General features: G+C 66.8%; 10 protein-coding genes. 6 read left to right on the forward strand and 4 right to left on the reverse strand.

From position 1 onward, the window contains the following. Nucleotides 1-44: 44 nt before the first annotated feature. From AYJ57_RS12030 to AYJ57_RS12040, 3 genes are all read left to right on the forward strand, one after another. Entirely contained in the window at nt 45-1,700 is a 1,656-nt protein-coding gene (locus tag AYJ57_RS12030) for a helix-turn-helix domain-containing protein (RefSeq protein WP_237220148.1), read from the forward strand. Between the two features lie 139 nt (nt 1,701-1,839). Continuing rightward, entirely contained in the window at nt 1,840-2,973 is a 1,134-nt protein-coding gene (gene ispG, locus AYJ57_RS12035; protein ID WP_066105492.1) for a flavodoxin-dependent (E)-4-hydroxy-3-methylbut-2-enyl-diphosphate synthase, read from the forward strand. Nucleotides 2,974-2,977: 4 nt separating this feature from the next. Beyond that, entirely contained in the window at nt 2,978-4,354 is a 1,377-nt protein-coding gene (locus AYJ57_RS12040; RefSeq protein WP_066105495.1) for a sensor histidine kinase, read from the forward strand. 3 nt (nt 4,355-4,357) lie between these two features. On the opposite strand, the gene AYJ57_RS12045 is transcribed toward AYJ57_RS12040, so the two are convergent. Both AYJ57_RS12045 and AYJ57_RS12050 read right to left on the reverse strand, forming a co-directional pair. Further along, nucleotides 4,358-5,146 (reverse strand): DsbA family protein, encoded by a 789-nt coding sequence (locus tag AYJ57_RS12045; RefSeq protein ID WP_066107043.1) that lies wholly within the window; start codon nt 5,144-5,146, stop codon nt 4,358-4,360. A gap of 39 nt (nt 5,147-5,185) precedes the next feature. Beyond that, a complete protein-coding gene (locus tag AYJ57_RS12050; RefSeq protein ID WP_066105498.1) occupies nt 5,186-6,529 on the reverse strand; it encodes a M48 family metalloprotease in 1,344 nt (447 codons plus the stop codon). A 67-nt stretch (nt 6,530-6,596) separates the two neighbouring features. On the opposite strand from AYJ57_RS12050, the gene AYJ57_RS12055 reads away from it, so the two are divergent. The 3 genes from AYJ57_RS12055 to AYJ57_RS12065 all read left to right on the forward strand — a co-directional run bounded on the left by AYJ57_RS12055 (nt 6,597) and on the right by AYJ57_RS12065 (nt 11,790). After that, complete coding sequence (locus tag AYJ57_RS12055; protein WP_066105501.1) at nt 6,597-7,742, forward strand: pyridoxal phosphate-dependent aminotransferase; 1,146 nt, start codon at nt 6,597-6,599, stop codon at nt 7,740-7,742. A gap of 114 nt (nt 7,743-7,856) precedes the next feature. Next, nucleotides 7,857-9,095 (forward strand): N-acetylmuramoyl-L-alanine amidase, encoded by a 1,239-nt coding sequence (locus tag AYJ57_RS12060; RefSeq protein WP_066105504.1) that lies wholly within the window; start codon nt 7,857-7,859, stop codon nt 9,093-9,095. A 157-nt stretch (nt 9,096-9,252) separates the two neighbouring features. Further along, entirely contained in the window at nt 9,253-11,790 is a 2,538-nt protein-coding gene (locus tag AYJ57_RS12065) for a penicillin-binding protein 1A (protein ID WP_066105507.1), read from the forward strand. A 309-nt stretch (nt 11,791-12,099) separates the two neighbouring features. Here AYJ57_RS12065 and AYJ57_RS12070 read toward each other — a convergent pair whose 3' ends face one another. Then, nucleotides 12,100-13,080, reverse strand: a complete 981-nt coding sequence (locus tag AYJ57_RS12070) for an ABC transporter permease (protein WP_066105510.1) — start codon at nt 13,078-13,080, stop codon at nt 12,100-12,102. After that, nucleotides 13,073-14,110 carry an ABC transporter permease gene (locus tag AYJ57_RS12075; protein ID WP_066105514.1) on the reverse strand — a complete coding sequence of 346 codons (1,038 nt, stop codon included), beginning with the start codon at nt 14,108-14,110 and terminating at the stop codon, nt 13,073-13,075. Before AYJ57_RS12075 ends, AYJ57_RS12070 begins: the two co-directional genes overlap by 8 nt. Nucleotides 14,111-14,208 lie beyond the last annotated feature (98 nt).

Here is a 14,208-nt window from a genome sequence, read left to right on the forward strand (position 1 = left end):
TGGAGCACAAGGCGGAACGCATGATAGGGCGTAATTCCCCTCGTATGTCTGATGAACAGCTCGACGCGGAGACAACTCCGCGGGGCTTCGATGATTTTACGTTGCAACTTGGTGATGTGATGCGCGGCGAACGCGCGACGATGGGCAAATCCCTGCTCGACGTGCAGCGGGAATTGCGCATCAAAGCCAGTTACATCGCCGCCATCGAGAACTGCGATCCCTCGGCATTTGACACGCCCGGCTTCATCGCTGGCTACGTGCGCTCCTACGCCCGTTACCTGAATATGGACCCGGACGAATGCTATCGCCTCTTCTGCGAAGAGAGCGGTTTTGCCGTCGCGCATGGCATGTCCGAAAAGGCCTCGACGATCCGCAAGGGGCAGGGCGATCTACCCGCGCCGATGGCCCGTGACATCTTTGAACAGCCGCGCATGCCCTTCGTGCCTGCGGGTGACAGCTTTTTCTCGCGGATCGAGCCGGGCGCCATCGGCTCGCTGCTGGTGCTTGTCGCCCTGCTGGGCGGGATCGGCTATGGCGGCTTTGCGGTGCTGCGCGAAGTGCAGCGCGTGCAGGTTGCGCCGGTGGATCAGACCCCGCTGGTGCTGAGCGATCTCGACCCGGTGCAGGGTGCCGAGGAAATCACCGAAGACGCGGGCGGCGAAGACGTCGCCAGCGCCGAGGGGGCAGGGCCTTTCTCGCCGCCGTCGAATGAGGCGCTGGACCGGCTCTACCGGCCCAAGGCGCTGGACGTTCCGGTTCTGGTGGCCCGCGATGCGCCGATCTCCTCGCTCGATCCGTCGACCGTGGGCGCCTTCGCGCAGGCCGCGCGCAACCAGTTGCCGCAGGTCGATACCAATCCCGCCGATGCGGCGCTGCAGGTGGCCGGTCTCGCTGGCCCGGCGGCGCAGCCCGGCGCCACTGCGCTGCCGCGCACCGTGCTGGACAGCAAGAGCGTGACGCTGCTTGCCGTGCGTCCCGCGTGGGTGCGCGTGCGTGGCGACAGCGGCAACGTTCTTTACGAGCGGGTGATGGAGCCCGGAGACACTTGGACCGTGCCCGAGGGCCAGCAGAGCGCCAAGCTCACCGTTGGCGAGTCGGGCGCGCTCTATCTGGCGACCAATGGTCAGACCCTCGGCCCACTTGGACCGAAGGGGCAGGTGACCCGCGATGTGGAACTGGTGCCCGAAGTGGTGAGCGCCGCCTATCAGCCTGCTGAACCGCAGCAGGATGGCGATCTGCAGCGCGTGCTTGCCAAGCTGAACGAAAGCATCATGCCCGCCGCCGCGCCGCAGGTTCAGCTTGCGCAGGCCGGTGCCGAGGTCGCAACGCAGCCCGGCGCTCCGAAGGTGCTTCAGGACAGCGCGCCCGGTGTGACGATGATCGCCGTGCGCCCGGCATGGGTGCGTGTGCGCGCCGCCGATGGCTCTGTGATCTTCGAGAAGACCATGCGCGCCGGGGACACTTGGACCGCGCCTGCCACGCAGGACCCTGCCAGCCTGCGCGTCGGCGAGTCGGGGGCTGTCTACTTCGCGGTCAACGGCCAGACCTACGGCCCGGTCGGCGCCAGCGGCACGGTCACCAAGAACCTGCAGCTTTCGGTCGATAACCTGACCCGCGCCTATAAGGTGGCCGACATCAGCCGCGACGCCGATCTCGAGCGGGTGGTGGCCGAGCTTTCCAGCGACGTGCGGGCCGACTGAGCGCATCCGGCCCGCCACACGCTCACGCCATCGCGATCCTTTCCCTTGCGGACGAGGCGGGGCCCCTCTGGTTTCATGACGCCGCGGGGGCTATGTTGCATGTGAGTATTAATGACTGCCCTCAGGAGGGTCCTTCCGCATGAGCCACAACCCGATCCGCCCATGGCGCAGCATCGAGCGTCGCAAATCCCGGCAGATCATGGTGGGCAACGTGCCGGTGGGCGGGGATGCCCCGATCTCGGTGCAGACCATGACCAACACCGTCACCACCGACGTCAAGGCGACTATTGAACAGGTGCAGCGCGCCGCAGAGGCGGGTGCCGACATCGTTCGCGTCTCGGTGCCCGATGAGGCCAGCTCGAAGGCGCTGAAAGAGATCGTACGCGAAAGCCCGGTGCCGATCGTCGCCGACATCCATTTCCACTACAAGCGCGGCATCGAAAGCGCCGAAGCTGGCGCCGCCTGCCTGCGCATCAACCCCGGCAACATCGGCAGCCCCGAGCGCGTGCGCGAAGTGATCGCTGCCGCGCGCGACCACGGCTGCTCTATGCGCATCGGGGTGAACGGCGGATCGCTCGAAAAGCATCTGCTCGAAAAATACGGCGAGCCGTGCCCCGAGGCGATGGTTGAATCCGCGCTCGATCACATCCGCATTCTGGAAGACAACGACTTCCACGAATTCAAGATCAGCGTGAAAGCCTCGGACGTGTTCCTGTCGTCCGCCGCCTACATGGGGCTGGCGGAAGCCACCGACAAACCCATCCACCTTGGTATCACCGAGGCGGGCGGGCTGACCTCGGGCACCATCAAAAGCGCCATCGGCCTTGGCCAGCTGCTGTGGATGGGCATCGGCGACACGGTCCGCGTCTCGCTCTCGGCCGATCCGGTCGAAGAGGTGAAGGTTGGCTATGAGATCCTCAAGTCCCTCGGCCTGCGCCACCGCGGCGTGAACATCATTTCCTGCCCGTCCTGCGCGCGTCAGGGCTTTGACGTGATCAAGACGGTGGAAACGCTCGAAGAGCGGCTGGAGCACATCAAGACCCCGATGAGCCTGTCGATCATCGGCTGCGTGGTGAACGGACCGGGCGAGGCGCTGATGACCGACGTCGGCTTTACCGGCGGCGGTGCGGGTTCAGGCATGGTCTATCTGGCGGGCAAGGCCAGCCACAAGATGTCCAACGAGCAGATGATCGACCACATCGTCGAAGAGGTCGAGAAGAAGGCCGCCCAGATCGAGGCCGACGAGGCCGCCAAAGCGCAGGCTGCGGAGTAGTCTCGTGCAGCGGGCGAGTGCACTCGAAGGGGTCATCCCGCCCGCCGGTCAGCTGTTGGATTTCACCGCGTTGCGCAGCCTCGAGGGGCTGCGGCGCGCGCAAGGGCTGCTCAGCGTCGCGCTGATCAGCCTCGCCTCTCTGGCGATCTGGGCCTTCATGGATGTGCCGATGATGCTGCCGTGGCTGGCGGGCATGATCCTGATCTTTGGCCTGCATTTCCTCGCCGTGACCACGCTTCCAGACACCGGCTATCGCCTGCGGCTGCTGCTGCCGGTGCTGACGCTGGTCCTTTCGGGGCTGAGCTATATCGCCGGGGGCATGATCCTGTGGATGCAGGGCGAGCCTGCGCTGTCGATCCTGTCGCTGATGTTCGTCTTCGTCGCGCTGCTGAACACGCTGTCTTACCGCGTGCACCTGCGGCTTTTGCTGGTGCTGGATCTGTCGCTGATGGCGGTGGGTATCCTTGCGCGGGCGGGCTGGCTTTGGCACGTCGATCCCGGCACCCCCGACACGGTGCTGATCAGCGCGGCCTTGGTGATCTGCTATGTCTACTTCTGCCGCGTCGCATGGAGCGCGCTGCGCACCCGAGAGGCGCTGGAGATTGCCGCAGGCGAGGCGCTGGCCAAGGCGCGGGGCCGGGCGCTGGAACAACTGACCGGCGGCGTTGCGCATGATTTCAACAACCTGCTGACCGCCGTTCTGGGCAATCTGGAGCTGGCGCGGCTGACCGGCAGCGCGGCAGAGCGTGATGAGTTGCTGGATGAGGCCGAGCGCGCGGCGCGGCGCGGGGCCGATCTGACCGGGCAGTTGCTGGCGACGGCCAGCCGTGCGCCGCTCAGCCCGCTGGCGGTGCTTCCGGCCAGTCAGGCGCGCGAGGTGCAGCGCCGCGCCCTTGCGGTGCTGGGGCCGGGCCACAGGCTGACGCTGAGCGTCGCGCCCGATCTGCCCGATGTGCATGTGGACGCGCCGCGGCTGCAGGCCTGCCTTCTGGAACTGGTCAAGAACGCCTGTGACGCGATGCCGACGGGTGGCACGCTCGAATTGGCGGTTCTGCGGCGCGGACGGTCCGTCTGCTTTGAACTGAGCGACAGTGGCCCCGGCATTGCCGCCGATCTGATGCCGCTGGTCTGCGAGCCGTATTTCACCACCAAGCCGGTGGGGCAGGGATCGGGTCTGGGTCTGGCGATGCTGCGCGGATTTGCAGAGCAGTCGGGCGGCAGCTTCGAGCTCGCGTCCGGGCGCGGTGGTCGCGGCACCTGCGCAAGGCTCTGTCTGCCGGTGCGGAGCGTGGAGGCTGACGCAGGTGCCGCGGCGGAAAGGACGCCGCAGGCCGAACGTGGGGTGCGGTCGGCGACCGGGGTCGCCGACGCGGCAGAGTAGGGCTCAGCCCTCGCTGCGGATCTGATCGACGATCTGGCGCATCCCGTCGATCGGCACATAGCCGCGCAGCATCTGGTCGCCAAACACGAAGGTCGGCGTGCCGCTGATCTGCAGGCGCTGCGCCAACTCGTGGGTTTCCTTGATGCGGCGGTCCACCTCAGGATCGCTCATCTTGGCAAGAATGGCCTCACCATCCAGCCCAAGCGTGTCCGCCAGTTTCGACAGCACCGGCTCACTCGGCTCCTGCTTGAGCGAGATCAGCGCGTCATGCATTTGCTTGTAGGCGTCCGGCCCCTCGACCAGCATGGTGGCCAGCGCAAAGCGCGACGAGGTCACGCTGTCCTGCCCGAGGATCGGGAATTCCTTGATGACGATGCGGATGTTGCCATCGCTTTCCACCAGCTGCTCGACCTCGGGGAAGGCCTTGCGGCAATAGCCGCAGCGGTAGTCGGAAAACTCCACGATGGTCACGTCGCCGTCGGGGTTGCCGCCCACCCAGCTGTAGCCGTCATCGAAGAGCGCGCCAGCGTTGGCGGCGACGAGGTCTTCGTCGGCGGCGGCCTGTTGCTGCTGCTGCTTGGCTTCGAGCGCGCTCACCGCCTCCATGATCACTTCGGGGTTGTCGAGCAGATACTCCCGCACCTCGGCGCGGAAGGCCTCGCGCTGCTCGGGGCTGAGGTTCTCGAGATCAAAGCTCTGGGCCGCCACGGGCTGCGCCATGAGCCCGGTGGCCACGGCCAGCGAGGCGGCGGCGCGGCGAAAGGCGGTGCGTCGGGTCGAAAGGGATTGCATCTTGTCTCCGTCGGTCAATTGCGCCCGCAGGGGGCGGTGTCAGCGTTTCCTTGCGGCGCGCTCGGATGCGTCTAGCACATCCTGCGCCCGGCGCCACGGGGCCGAGCCGCGTGGCAGTAAATCCAATGCACGTTTTGCGTGAATGGCGGCGTCTTCCATCCGGTTCTGCAGCGCGTAGCGCTGCGCCGTGGCCTCCGAGGCCATGCCGGTGTTGCCGGCGCGGGCGTAGGCCACCGAGATGTCGCGCAGGATGCGCGGATCGGCCCAGTCGCGACCGCGCGCCGCTTCCAATGTCTGCAGCGCCGGGGCGTATTGGTTTGACGCCAGCTGCGCCAGCTGCGCCCGGCCCAACCCGCCAAGGACCTGCGCGTTGCGCGGGGCCAAGCGCCGGGCCTGCTCGCCGACGCGGGCGGCCTCTTCGGGGCGGCGCGATTCCAGCAGGATCTGGCCCTTCAGGTCGCGATAGAAGGGATCATTGGGGCGCAGCGCGATGGCGCCGTCGATCGCCCGCAAGGCGCCGCCGAGATCGGACTGGCGGTGGCGGGCGACCGCCTCGCGCATCAGCGCGATGTCTTGGCTGCCGCTGCGGTCCAGCCGGTCCAGCGTCCAGCCCGGCGCGCGCAGGAAGGCGGTGAGCTTGCCGCGCGCCCGCAGGAACCAATATTGCGCGGCGGGATCATCGGCTTCGGCCATCTTAGCGCCCGCAACCAGCGCCTCGAGGCTGCGGAAACGGTCGCGGGTCAGCGGATGGCTTTGCATATAGGGATCCTGCCGCCCGACGTTCAGCGCCTCTTGCCCGAGGAACAGCTCCTGCGCCTGCAGCGCGCCGCGCGGGTCGATCCCGGCGGTGACCAGCGTGCGCACCGAGGCGATATCGGCCGAGCTTTCCTCGGCGCGGGTATGGCCGAGGAAACTGCGCAGCGCCGAGCTTTGCGCGCCGATCAGCAGCCCGGCCGCGGCGTCGGCACTGCCCGAGGCGGCACCTGCGGCGACCGCCAGCACCATGCCCAGACCGGCGGCGTTGCGCGCCGCCCGTATATTGCCGAGCCGCCGGGTGATGTGCCCACCGGTGATATGCGCGGCCTCATGCGCCAGCACCGCCTGCAGCGCCTTGGCGCTTGGCAGTTTCATCAGCAGGCCGGAATTCACGAAGATATGGCTGGGGTCGGCGACGAAAGCGTTCAGCCGGTCGTCCTGCACGACCATCACCTGCACCTGTCCCGGGCTCAGCCCGGCGGCGCGCAGCACCGGAGCGCTCAGCTGGGTCAGTGCGTGTTCGATGTCGGCGTCGCGCAAAAGCGTGGCGGAACGCGCAGAGGGCGCCACCAGCAGCAGGGCCAGGGCGCAGAGCGTTGCAACCAAGCGCAGCGTGGCGCGCGGCATTGACCCTCCCTTTGAAGCTTCGTACTCCGCCCGGAGGCGTCGTGCCGGGTCACCATGGGAGAGAGACATGCGAAACTCAAGCCGCGGGGCAGTTGATCCCTTCATCGTGATGGATGTGATGGAGCAGGCCCGCGCCGCCGAGGCGGCAGGCCGCCACATCATCCATATGGAAGTGGGCCAGCCCAGCTCGCCCGCGCCCGAGGCGGCCCGCAAGGCGCTGGCCGACGCGATGGAGAGCGATGCCCTCGGCTACACCGTGGCGCTTGGCATTCCCGAACTGCGGGCGCGCATCGCGCGGCTTTACGGCGAATGGTATGACGTCGATCTGAACCCCGAGCGGGTGGTGGTCACGCCGGGCTCTTCGGGGGGCTTCATCCTTGCCTTCTCGGCGCTCTTCGACGCGGGCGACCGGGTGGCACTGGGGGCGCCGGGCTATCCATCCTACCGGCAGATCCTCAAGGCGCTGGACCTGCGCCCGGTCGAAGTGCAGACCTCCGCCGAGAACCGCTATCAGCTGACCCCGCAGGACCTAGCCGGGGTGGGCTATGAGGGCGCCATGGTCGCCTCGCCCAGCAACCCCACGGGCACCATGCTGGGCAAGCCCGAACTGGCGGAGTTGGTCGAGGCGGTGCAGGCGCGCGGCGCGTCGTTCCTGTCGGACGAGATTTACCACGGCATCGACTACGACAAGAAGCCGGTGACGGCGCTGCAGGTCTCCGACGATGTCTGCGTGATCAACTCCTTCTCGAAGTATTTCTCGATGACCGGCTGGCGGGTCGGCTGGCTGGTGGTCCCCGAGGCGCAGGTGCGTCAGTTCGAGCGGCTGGCGCAGAATCTTTTCATCTGCGCGCCCAACGCCTCGCAGGTCGCCGCACTTGCCGCGATGGACGCGACCGAGGAACTGCAGGCCAACCTTGCGGTCTACGCCAAGAACCGCGCGCTGATGATGGAGGGGCTGCCCAAGGCGGGCTTTGATCGGATCGCGCCGCCCGATGGCGCCTTCTACGTCTATGCCGACGTCAGCCATCTGACGAGCGACAGCCGCGCCTTTGCTGCCGAGATCCTCGAGAAGGTCGGTGTCGCGGTAACGCCGGGCCTCGATTTCGATCCGGCGCGCGGGGCGGGGACGCTGCGCTTTTCCTATGCGCGCGGCACGGCAGAGATCGAAGAGGGGCTGGCGCGGCTCAAGACCTTCATGGCAAGCCGAGGCTGAGCCGCACCAGCCCCGCCGCGCCGCAATGTGATCATCGCACCCGCCGCGAAGCTGGTGCGAATCCGGGCCGGGACTGCTAGGCTCTAGCCCAACCACAAAAAGACAGACAGGCGGATGAGCAGTATTTTCCGGATCATCGCGGCGGGCGTGTTCTGCGCCATGCTTGGCACCACGCCCGGCCAAAACGGCGCGCAGGCGCAGAGCGCCGGGCTTGGCGGGCAGGCGCGTCTGCTGGACGGCGGCGCCGAGGATCATGGCCGCAGCGGTGCCGAACTGACCCTCGATCTGAGTCAGGGCGTGCCGTGGCGGGCCTTCACGCTGACCGATCCGGCGCGGCTGGTGCTGGATTTCCGCGAGGTCGACTGGACCGGCGCGGATGCGGCGGCGATGGACCGCGCCGAGGCGGTAAGCGCGCTGCGCATGGGGCCGTTCCGCTCGGGCTGGTCGCGGCTGGTGGCCGAGCTGTCGCAGCCGATGATCATCGACAAGGCAGGGATGAAGGTCTCGGAAGAGACCGGGGCCGCGACGCTGCGCCTGACGCTGGCCAGGGCGAGCGCCGCCGAGATGGCCGCGCACTCCGGCGTGCCGCGCGATCCGCGCTGGGACCTGCCGCCAGCCAAGGCCAAGGCCGCGCCGCTGCGCAACCCGGGCGCGCCGCTGCGCATCGTCCTCGATCCGGGGCACGGCGGCATTGATCCGGGCGCGCAGCGCGACGGGCACGCCGAGGCCAACCTCATGCTGACCTTCGCGCGCGATCTGCGCGACGTGCTGCGCCGGGCGGGCTATGAGGTGCTGATGACCCGCGATGCGGATGTCTTTGTTTCGCTCGAAGGGCGGGTGGCGCTGGCGCATGACGCACGCGCCGATCTCTTCATCTCGCTGCATGCCGACGCCATCGAGCAGGGCATCGCCCATGGCGCCACGGTCTACACGCTGGCCGAGGATGCCTCGGATGCCGCCTCCGCCGCGCTGGCCGAGCGCCACGACCGCGACGACATTCTTGCCGGGCTCGACCTTTCGGGTTCCGACGACCGGGTCGCCAATGTGCTGATGGATCTGGCGCGGCTCGACAATGCGCCCCGCGGCAAGGCGCTGGCACGGCAACTGGTGTCGGGCATCCGCAACGCGGTGGGGCAGGTGCACAAACGCCCGCTGCGGCAGGCGGGCTTCTCGGTGCTCAAGGCCGCCGATATCCCCTCGGTGCTGATCGAAGTGGGGTTCCTGTCGACCGCCGAAGACCTAAATCATCTGCAGGATCCGGCATGGCGCGCGGGCATGGCGGCGGGGATCCGCGACGGGATCGACGCATGGGCGATCGAAGACGAAGCCTTGGCGCGCCTGCGGCGGCAATAGGCGGCGGTATTAGGACGGCATGAGGCGATGCGACTGGGCGCGTGAACGGCGCGCTCCGGCATGAGACCGCCGTTCCGGGCTGCCCTCTGGCAGCCTTGTGTTTTGACCTGAGCCCGCGCGTTGTATAATGGGGCTGCAATCCAAAGGGGCATTGCTTGTGACCAGGTTCATTCTCTCGTTCTTCGGGGCCATCTTCAGCGTCATTACTCTGGGAGTTATGGCGGTCGCGCTGTCTATCGGCGCGGTCTTCTGGATCTATGGCCGCGACCTGCCAAGCCATGAAAGCCTTGCGCAATACACGCCGCCGACGATCTCGCGCATCTACTCGCAAGAAGGTCAGATCATTGACGAGTTTGCGCAGGAGCGGCGCCTCTTCACCCCGGCCGACCAGATCCCCGATCTCGTCAAGGAAGCTTTCATCTCCGCCGAGGATAAGAACTTCTACGAGCACCACGGCTATGACGTGCGCGGCATCGCCGCCGCCGCCTTCGACGCGGTGCGCACTCGTGGCCGCGATGTCCGCGGCGCGTCGACCATCACCCAGCAGGTGATGAAGAACTTCCTGCTCTCTGGCGACCGCAAGATCGAGCGCAAGATCAAGGAGATCATCCTAGCCTCGCGCCTCGAAGAGACGCTGAGCAAGGACAAGATCCTCGAGCTTTATCTCAACGAGATTTTCCTCGGTCAAAACTCCTATGGCGTGACCGCTGCGGCGCAGACCTATTTCAACAAGAGCCTTTCCGAGCTTGCCCCGCATGAGGCGGCGATGCTCGCCTCGATGCCGAAAGCGCCGTCGGACTTTCACCCGGTGCGCAACAAGCAGCGCCTGCTCGACCGCCGCAACTACGTGCTGCGCGAGATGCGCGAGAACGGCTATATCGACACGGCCACCTATGAGACCGAGGTCAGCCAGCCGCTGCGCTCGGTGCAGAACGGCGATTTCGAGCCCTATCAGAAGTCGCTGCCGCCGCGTGATTATTTCACCGACGAGATCCGCCGCCAGCTGACCACCGAGTTCGGCGAGGGCGAGTTCTTCTCGGGCGGCCTGTCGGTGCGCGCGACGCTCGACCCCGAGATGCAGGTGGAGGCGGCGCAGTCGCTGCGCATCGCACTCGAGGATTATGACCGCAGCTTGGGCCGCTGGCGCGGCTCCGGCAAGACCATCCCCGAAGAGAGCCTCGGCTCGGAAGAGGACTGGCGCGCGGCGCTGGCGTCGGTGCCGATTGCGCGCGACATCGACCTCGAAAGCCAGTGGCTGCCGGCGGTGGTGCTGGAGGTGGGCGACAGCCAGATGCGCCTTGGCATCGAGGACACACCGGACACGGCGGAGCGCCCCTCGGTGGTGCCGCGCGAAGACATCTCTTGGATCCGCGGCAGCTTTGCCGACAATTTCAAGCGCGGCGACGTGGTACATGTGCGCGCCATGGTCACCGATCAGGATGGCTCGTTCATCCGCTGGACGCTGCGGCAGGTGCCGCGCGTGCAGGGCGCCTTCATGGCGATGGACGTGAACACTGGCCGGGTGATCGCCATGCAGGGTGGCTTCAGCTACCAGAACTCGGTGTTCAACCGCGCCACGCAGGCGCTGCGCCAGCCCGGTTCCAGCTTCAAGCCCTTCGTCTACGCCGCGGCGCTGGACTCGGGGTTCTCGCCCTCCACGGTGATCATCGACGCCCCGATCGAGATCGACACGCCGCAGGGCGTCTGGCGGCCGAAGAATGCGTCGAACACCTACTACGGCCCGACGCCGCTGCGCACCGGCATCGAGCAGTCGCGGAACCTGATGACCATCCGTCTCGCACAAGAGATCGGCATGGACACAGTGGGGCGCTACGCCGAGAAGTTCGGGGTCTATGACCACATGGGCCGGGTGCTGGCCAACGCGCTCGGGGCGGATGAGACCACGCTCTACAAGATGATCTCGGCCTATGCGATGTTCGCCAACGGCGGCGAGCGGGTCGAGCCGACGCTGGTTGACCGGGTGCAGGACCGTTATGGCCGGACGGTCTACAACCATGAGTATCAAAAAGGCAACGAGCGCAGCTGCCTCGATTGCGCCGATCCGAACCTGCCGCCGGGCCGTGGCCCGGACATCCGCAACAACCGCGACCGGATCATGGATGCGGTCACCGCATATCAGCTCACCTCGATGATGCAGGGTGTGGTGCAGCGCGGCACCGCCTCGCGCACGGTGAACCTGCCGGTGCCCACCGCGGGCAAGACCGGCACCACCAACGATGCCAAGGACGTGTGGATGCTCGGCTTCACCTCGAACATCGTGGCGGGCTGTTACATCGGCTATGACACGCCGCGCCCGCTGGGTCGGGGCGCCTCGGGCGGCGGCATGTGCGGGCCGGTGTTCAACCGTTTCATGCTCAAGGCGGTCGAGAAATACGGCGGCGGCCAGTTCAAAGTGCCGCCCGCCTGTAACTTCCTCAACATGGACCGTTTCACCGGCGCGCGTCTGGGGCCGGATGCTTCGGGGCCGAACGTGGTGGCCGAATGTTTCCGCTCGGGCGAAGAGCCGCTCTTTGGCATCCAGCTCGACGGCGGCTGGGCGATGTCGGGCAATTTCGACATGATCCAGCCCGACGGCTCGACCCGCCCGCGCGAGGTCACCACCTCCACCGGGCGCAAGGCGACGGTGGGCCCGAAGGCCTCCTTCGGCACGCTCAGCTCCGGCGGCCTCTACTGAACGGCGCTACGGTTTAACGGGATCGATAAGGCGGAGGGGAAACCCTCCGCCTTTTTTCCGAAGGCTCTGCCGATGGCGGGGCGTGGAGGGGCGCTGCCCCTCTTGGCCTGCGGCCAATTCACCCCGGCGTATTTTCAAAGAGAAGAAGGGACCAGGCGCGGCTTTAGGAGACAGGGTCTTCTTCTTTTTCCAAATACGCATCTTCTGCAGTGCCGACTATGCAGCGCCGGGAGAGGGCAGGACGCGCACGAAAAAGGGGCGGGAGGCTCGTGCCTCCCGCCCCGATAGCGGACCCTGCTGGCGCGCCGCTCAGCGGCCGCGGATGCGTGGGTCGAGCGCGTCGCGTAGGCCGTCGCCGAGGTAGTTCACCCCCAGCACGGTCAGCGAGATGGCGATGCCGGGCAGGATCACCCGCTCGGGGAAGTCTTCCATCCGCGCCACCGCGTCAGCCAGCATCTTGCCCCAGGTCGGGAAGTCCGACGGAAAGCCCACGCCGAGGAACGACAGGGCGCTCTCGGTGATGATCGCCGTGGCGAGGCCCAGCGTCGCCGAGACCATGATCGGCGAGAGCACGTTCGGCAGCAGGTGGCGCTTGATGATCTGGAACGGCTTGGTGCCGATCGAGCGCGCCGCGAGCACGAACTCGCGCTCTTTCAGCGCCAGCACGTCGCCGCGCACGATGCGTGCCGTGGGCATCCACGAGGTGATGCCGACAACGGTGACGATGAGGATGAACATGCCACCCTCGGGGCCGAAGTTGGCGCGCAACGGCTGGCGGAACAGCGTCACGGCCACCAGCAGCAGTGGCAGGATCGGCAGCGACAGGAACAGGTCCGTCAGGCGCATCAGCGGGCCGTCGAGCTTGCGGAAATAGCCCGCCAGCACGCCGACGCCCGCGCCGATCACCAGCGACAGGATCATCGCCGCCCAGCCCACGGCCATCGAGGCGCGCCCGCCCGCGATCAGCTGCGAGAGGTTGTCACGGCCCAGCTGGTCGCTGCCCAGCGGATGCGCCCAGCTGGTCTTGGCGGTGCTGTCCCAGAGTGCGGTGTAGACCGGGCGCATGTCCTTGGCGCGGATGTCCAGCGCCTGCGGATCGAGCGTCCACAGATAGGGGCCGATCAGTACACCCAAGGTGATGAAGATCAGGAAGAACCCCCCGATCATCGCGCCCTTGTGCTTGCGGAACTGGCTCCAGACGTCCTTCCACTTCGAACGCGGCGGCTTGTCCGGACCCTTGTCGCGCAGGGCCTCGATCGGGGCGGGGGATGCGGGAACGGGCTCAGTCATAGCGGATCCTCGGGTCGAGAAGGCCATAGAGGATGTCGGCGATCAGGTTGAAGGCCACGATCAGCACGGCAAAGATGAAGGTCAGCGTCATCACCATCGGCAGGTCATTGGCGAAGAGCGCGGTGATCAGAAGCTGGCCGATGCCGTTCACCTTGAAGACGTTCTCGGTGATGATCGCGCCGCCGAAGATCGCCGGGACGCCAAGCGCGATCACGGTGATCACCGGGATCATCGAGTTGCGCAGCACGTGGATCATCACCACCACGGCCTCGGACAGGCCCTTGGCGCGGGCGGTGCGCACATAGTCCTGATTGAGATTGTCGAGCATCGAGGCGCGCATGTAGCGCGACAGCTGCGCGGTGGTCTGCAGCGCCAGCACCATCACCGGCATGATCATCTGCAGAAGCTGGAACTTGAAGCTTTCCCAGTCATTCACCACGTGGGTGGTGTCGTAGATCGACGGGAACCAGCCAAGGTAGACCGAAAAGATCACGATCAGCAGCGGCCCGGTGAAGAACGGCGGGATCGAGAAGCCGACCATGGTGATGAACGTCCCGGCTTGGTCAAAGACCGAATACTGCCGGTAGGCCGAGTAGATGCCGATCGGCAGGGCGATCAGCACGCCCACGACATAGCTCAGGCCAACGACCCAGAGCGTCTGCGGGATACGCTGCAGCACGATGTCCATCACCGGCGAGCGGGTCTGCCAGGAGATCACCCGCAGCTCACCCTGATAGAGATGCGTGTCGGGCAGCCATCCAAGCAGCCAAGTGTCGCGGGTCAGCCAGTCGATAAAGATTTTCGGCTCGGTCCAGAACACCTGCACCAGCCATTTCCAGTATTGCACCAGCGCCGGCTCGCCGACGCCAAGCGCCTCGCGCATCTTCTGCTTCACCTCGGGCGGCACCGTCAGCGGCACCTGCGCCATGGGATCGCCCGGCGCAAGCTGCAGCAGCATGAAGATCACGAAGCTGATGAACAGCAGCGTCGGGACCGAAAGGACGAGGCGTCGGATCGCATAGGTCAGCATGTGCGGACCTCGCGGGCGAGGCGGCGGGCGCGTCCTTGCTGCGAATGCAGCGCGCGCGTCCGGCACCGGTCATGGATGCGGGCTGTGTGCGTCATGAA

Origin of the sequence: Salipiger sp. CCB-MM3 (assembly GCF_001687105.1) — a bacterium.
Classification (GTDB): Bacteria; Pseudomonadota; Alphaproteobacteria; order Rhodobacterales; family Rhodobacteraceae; genus Salipiger.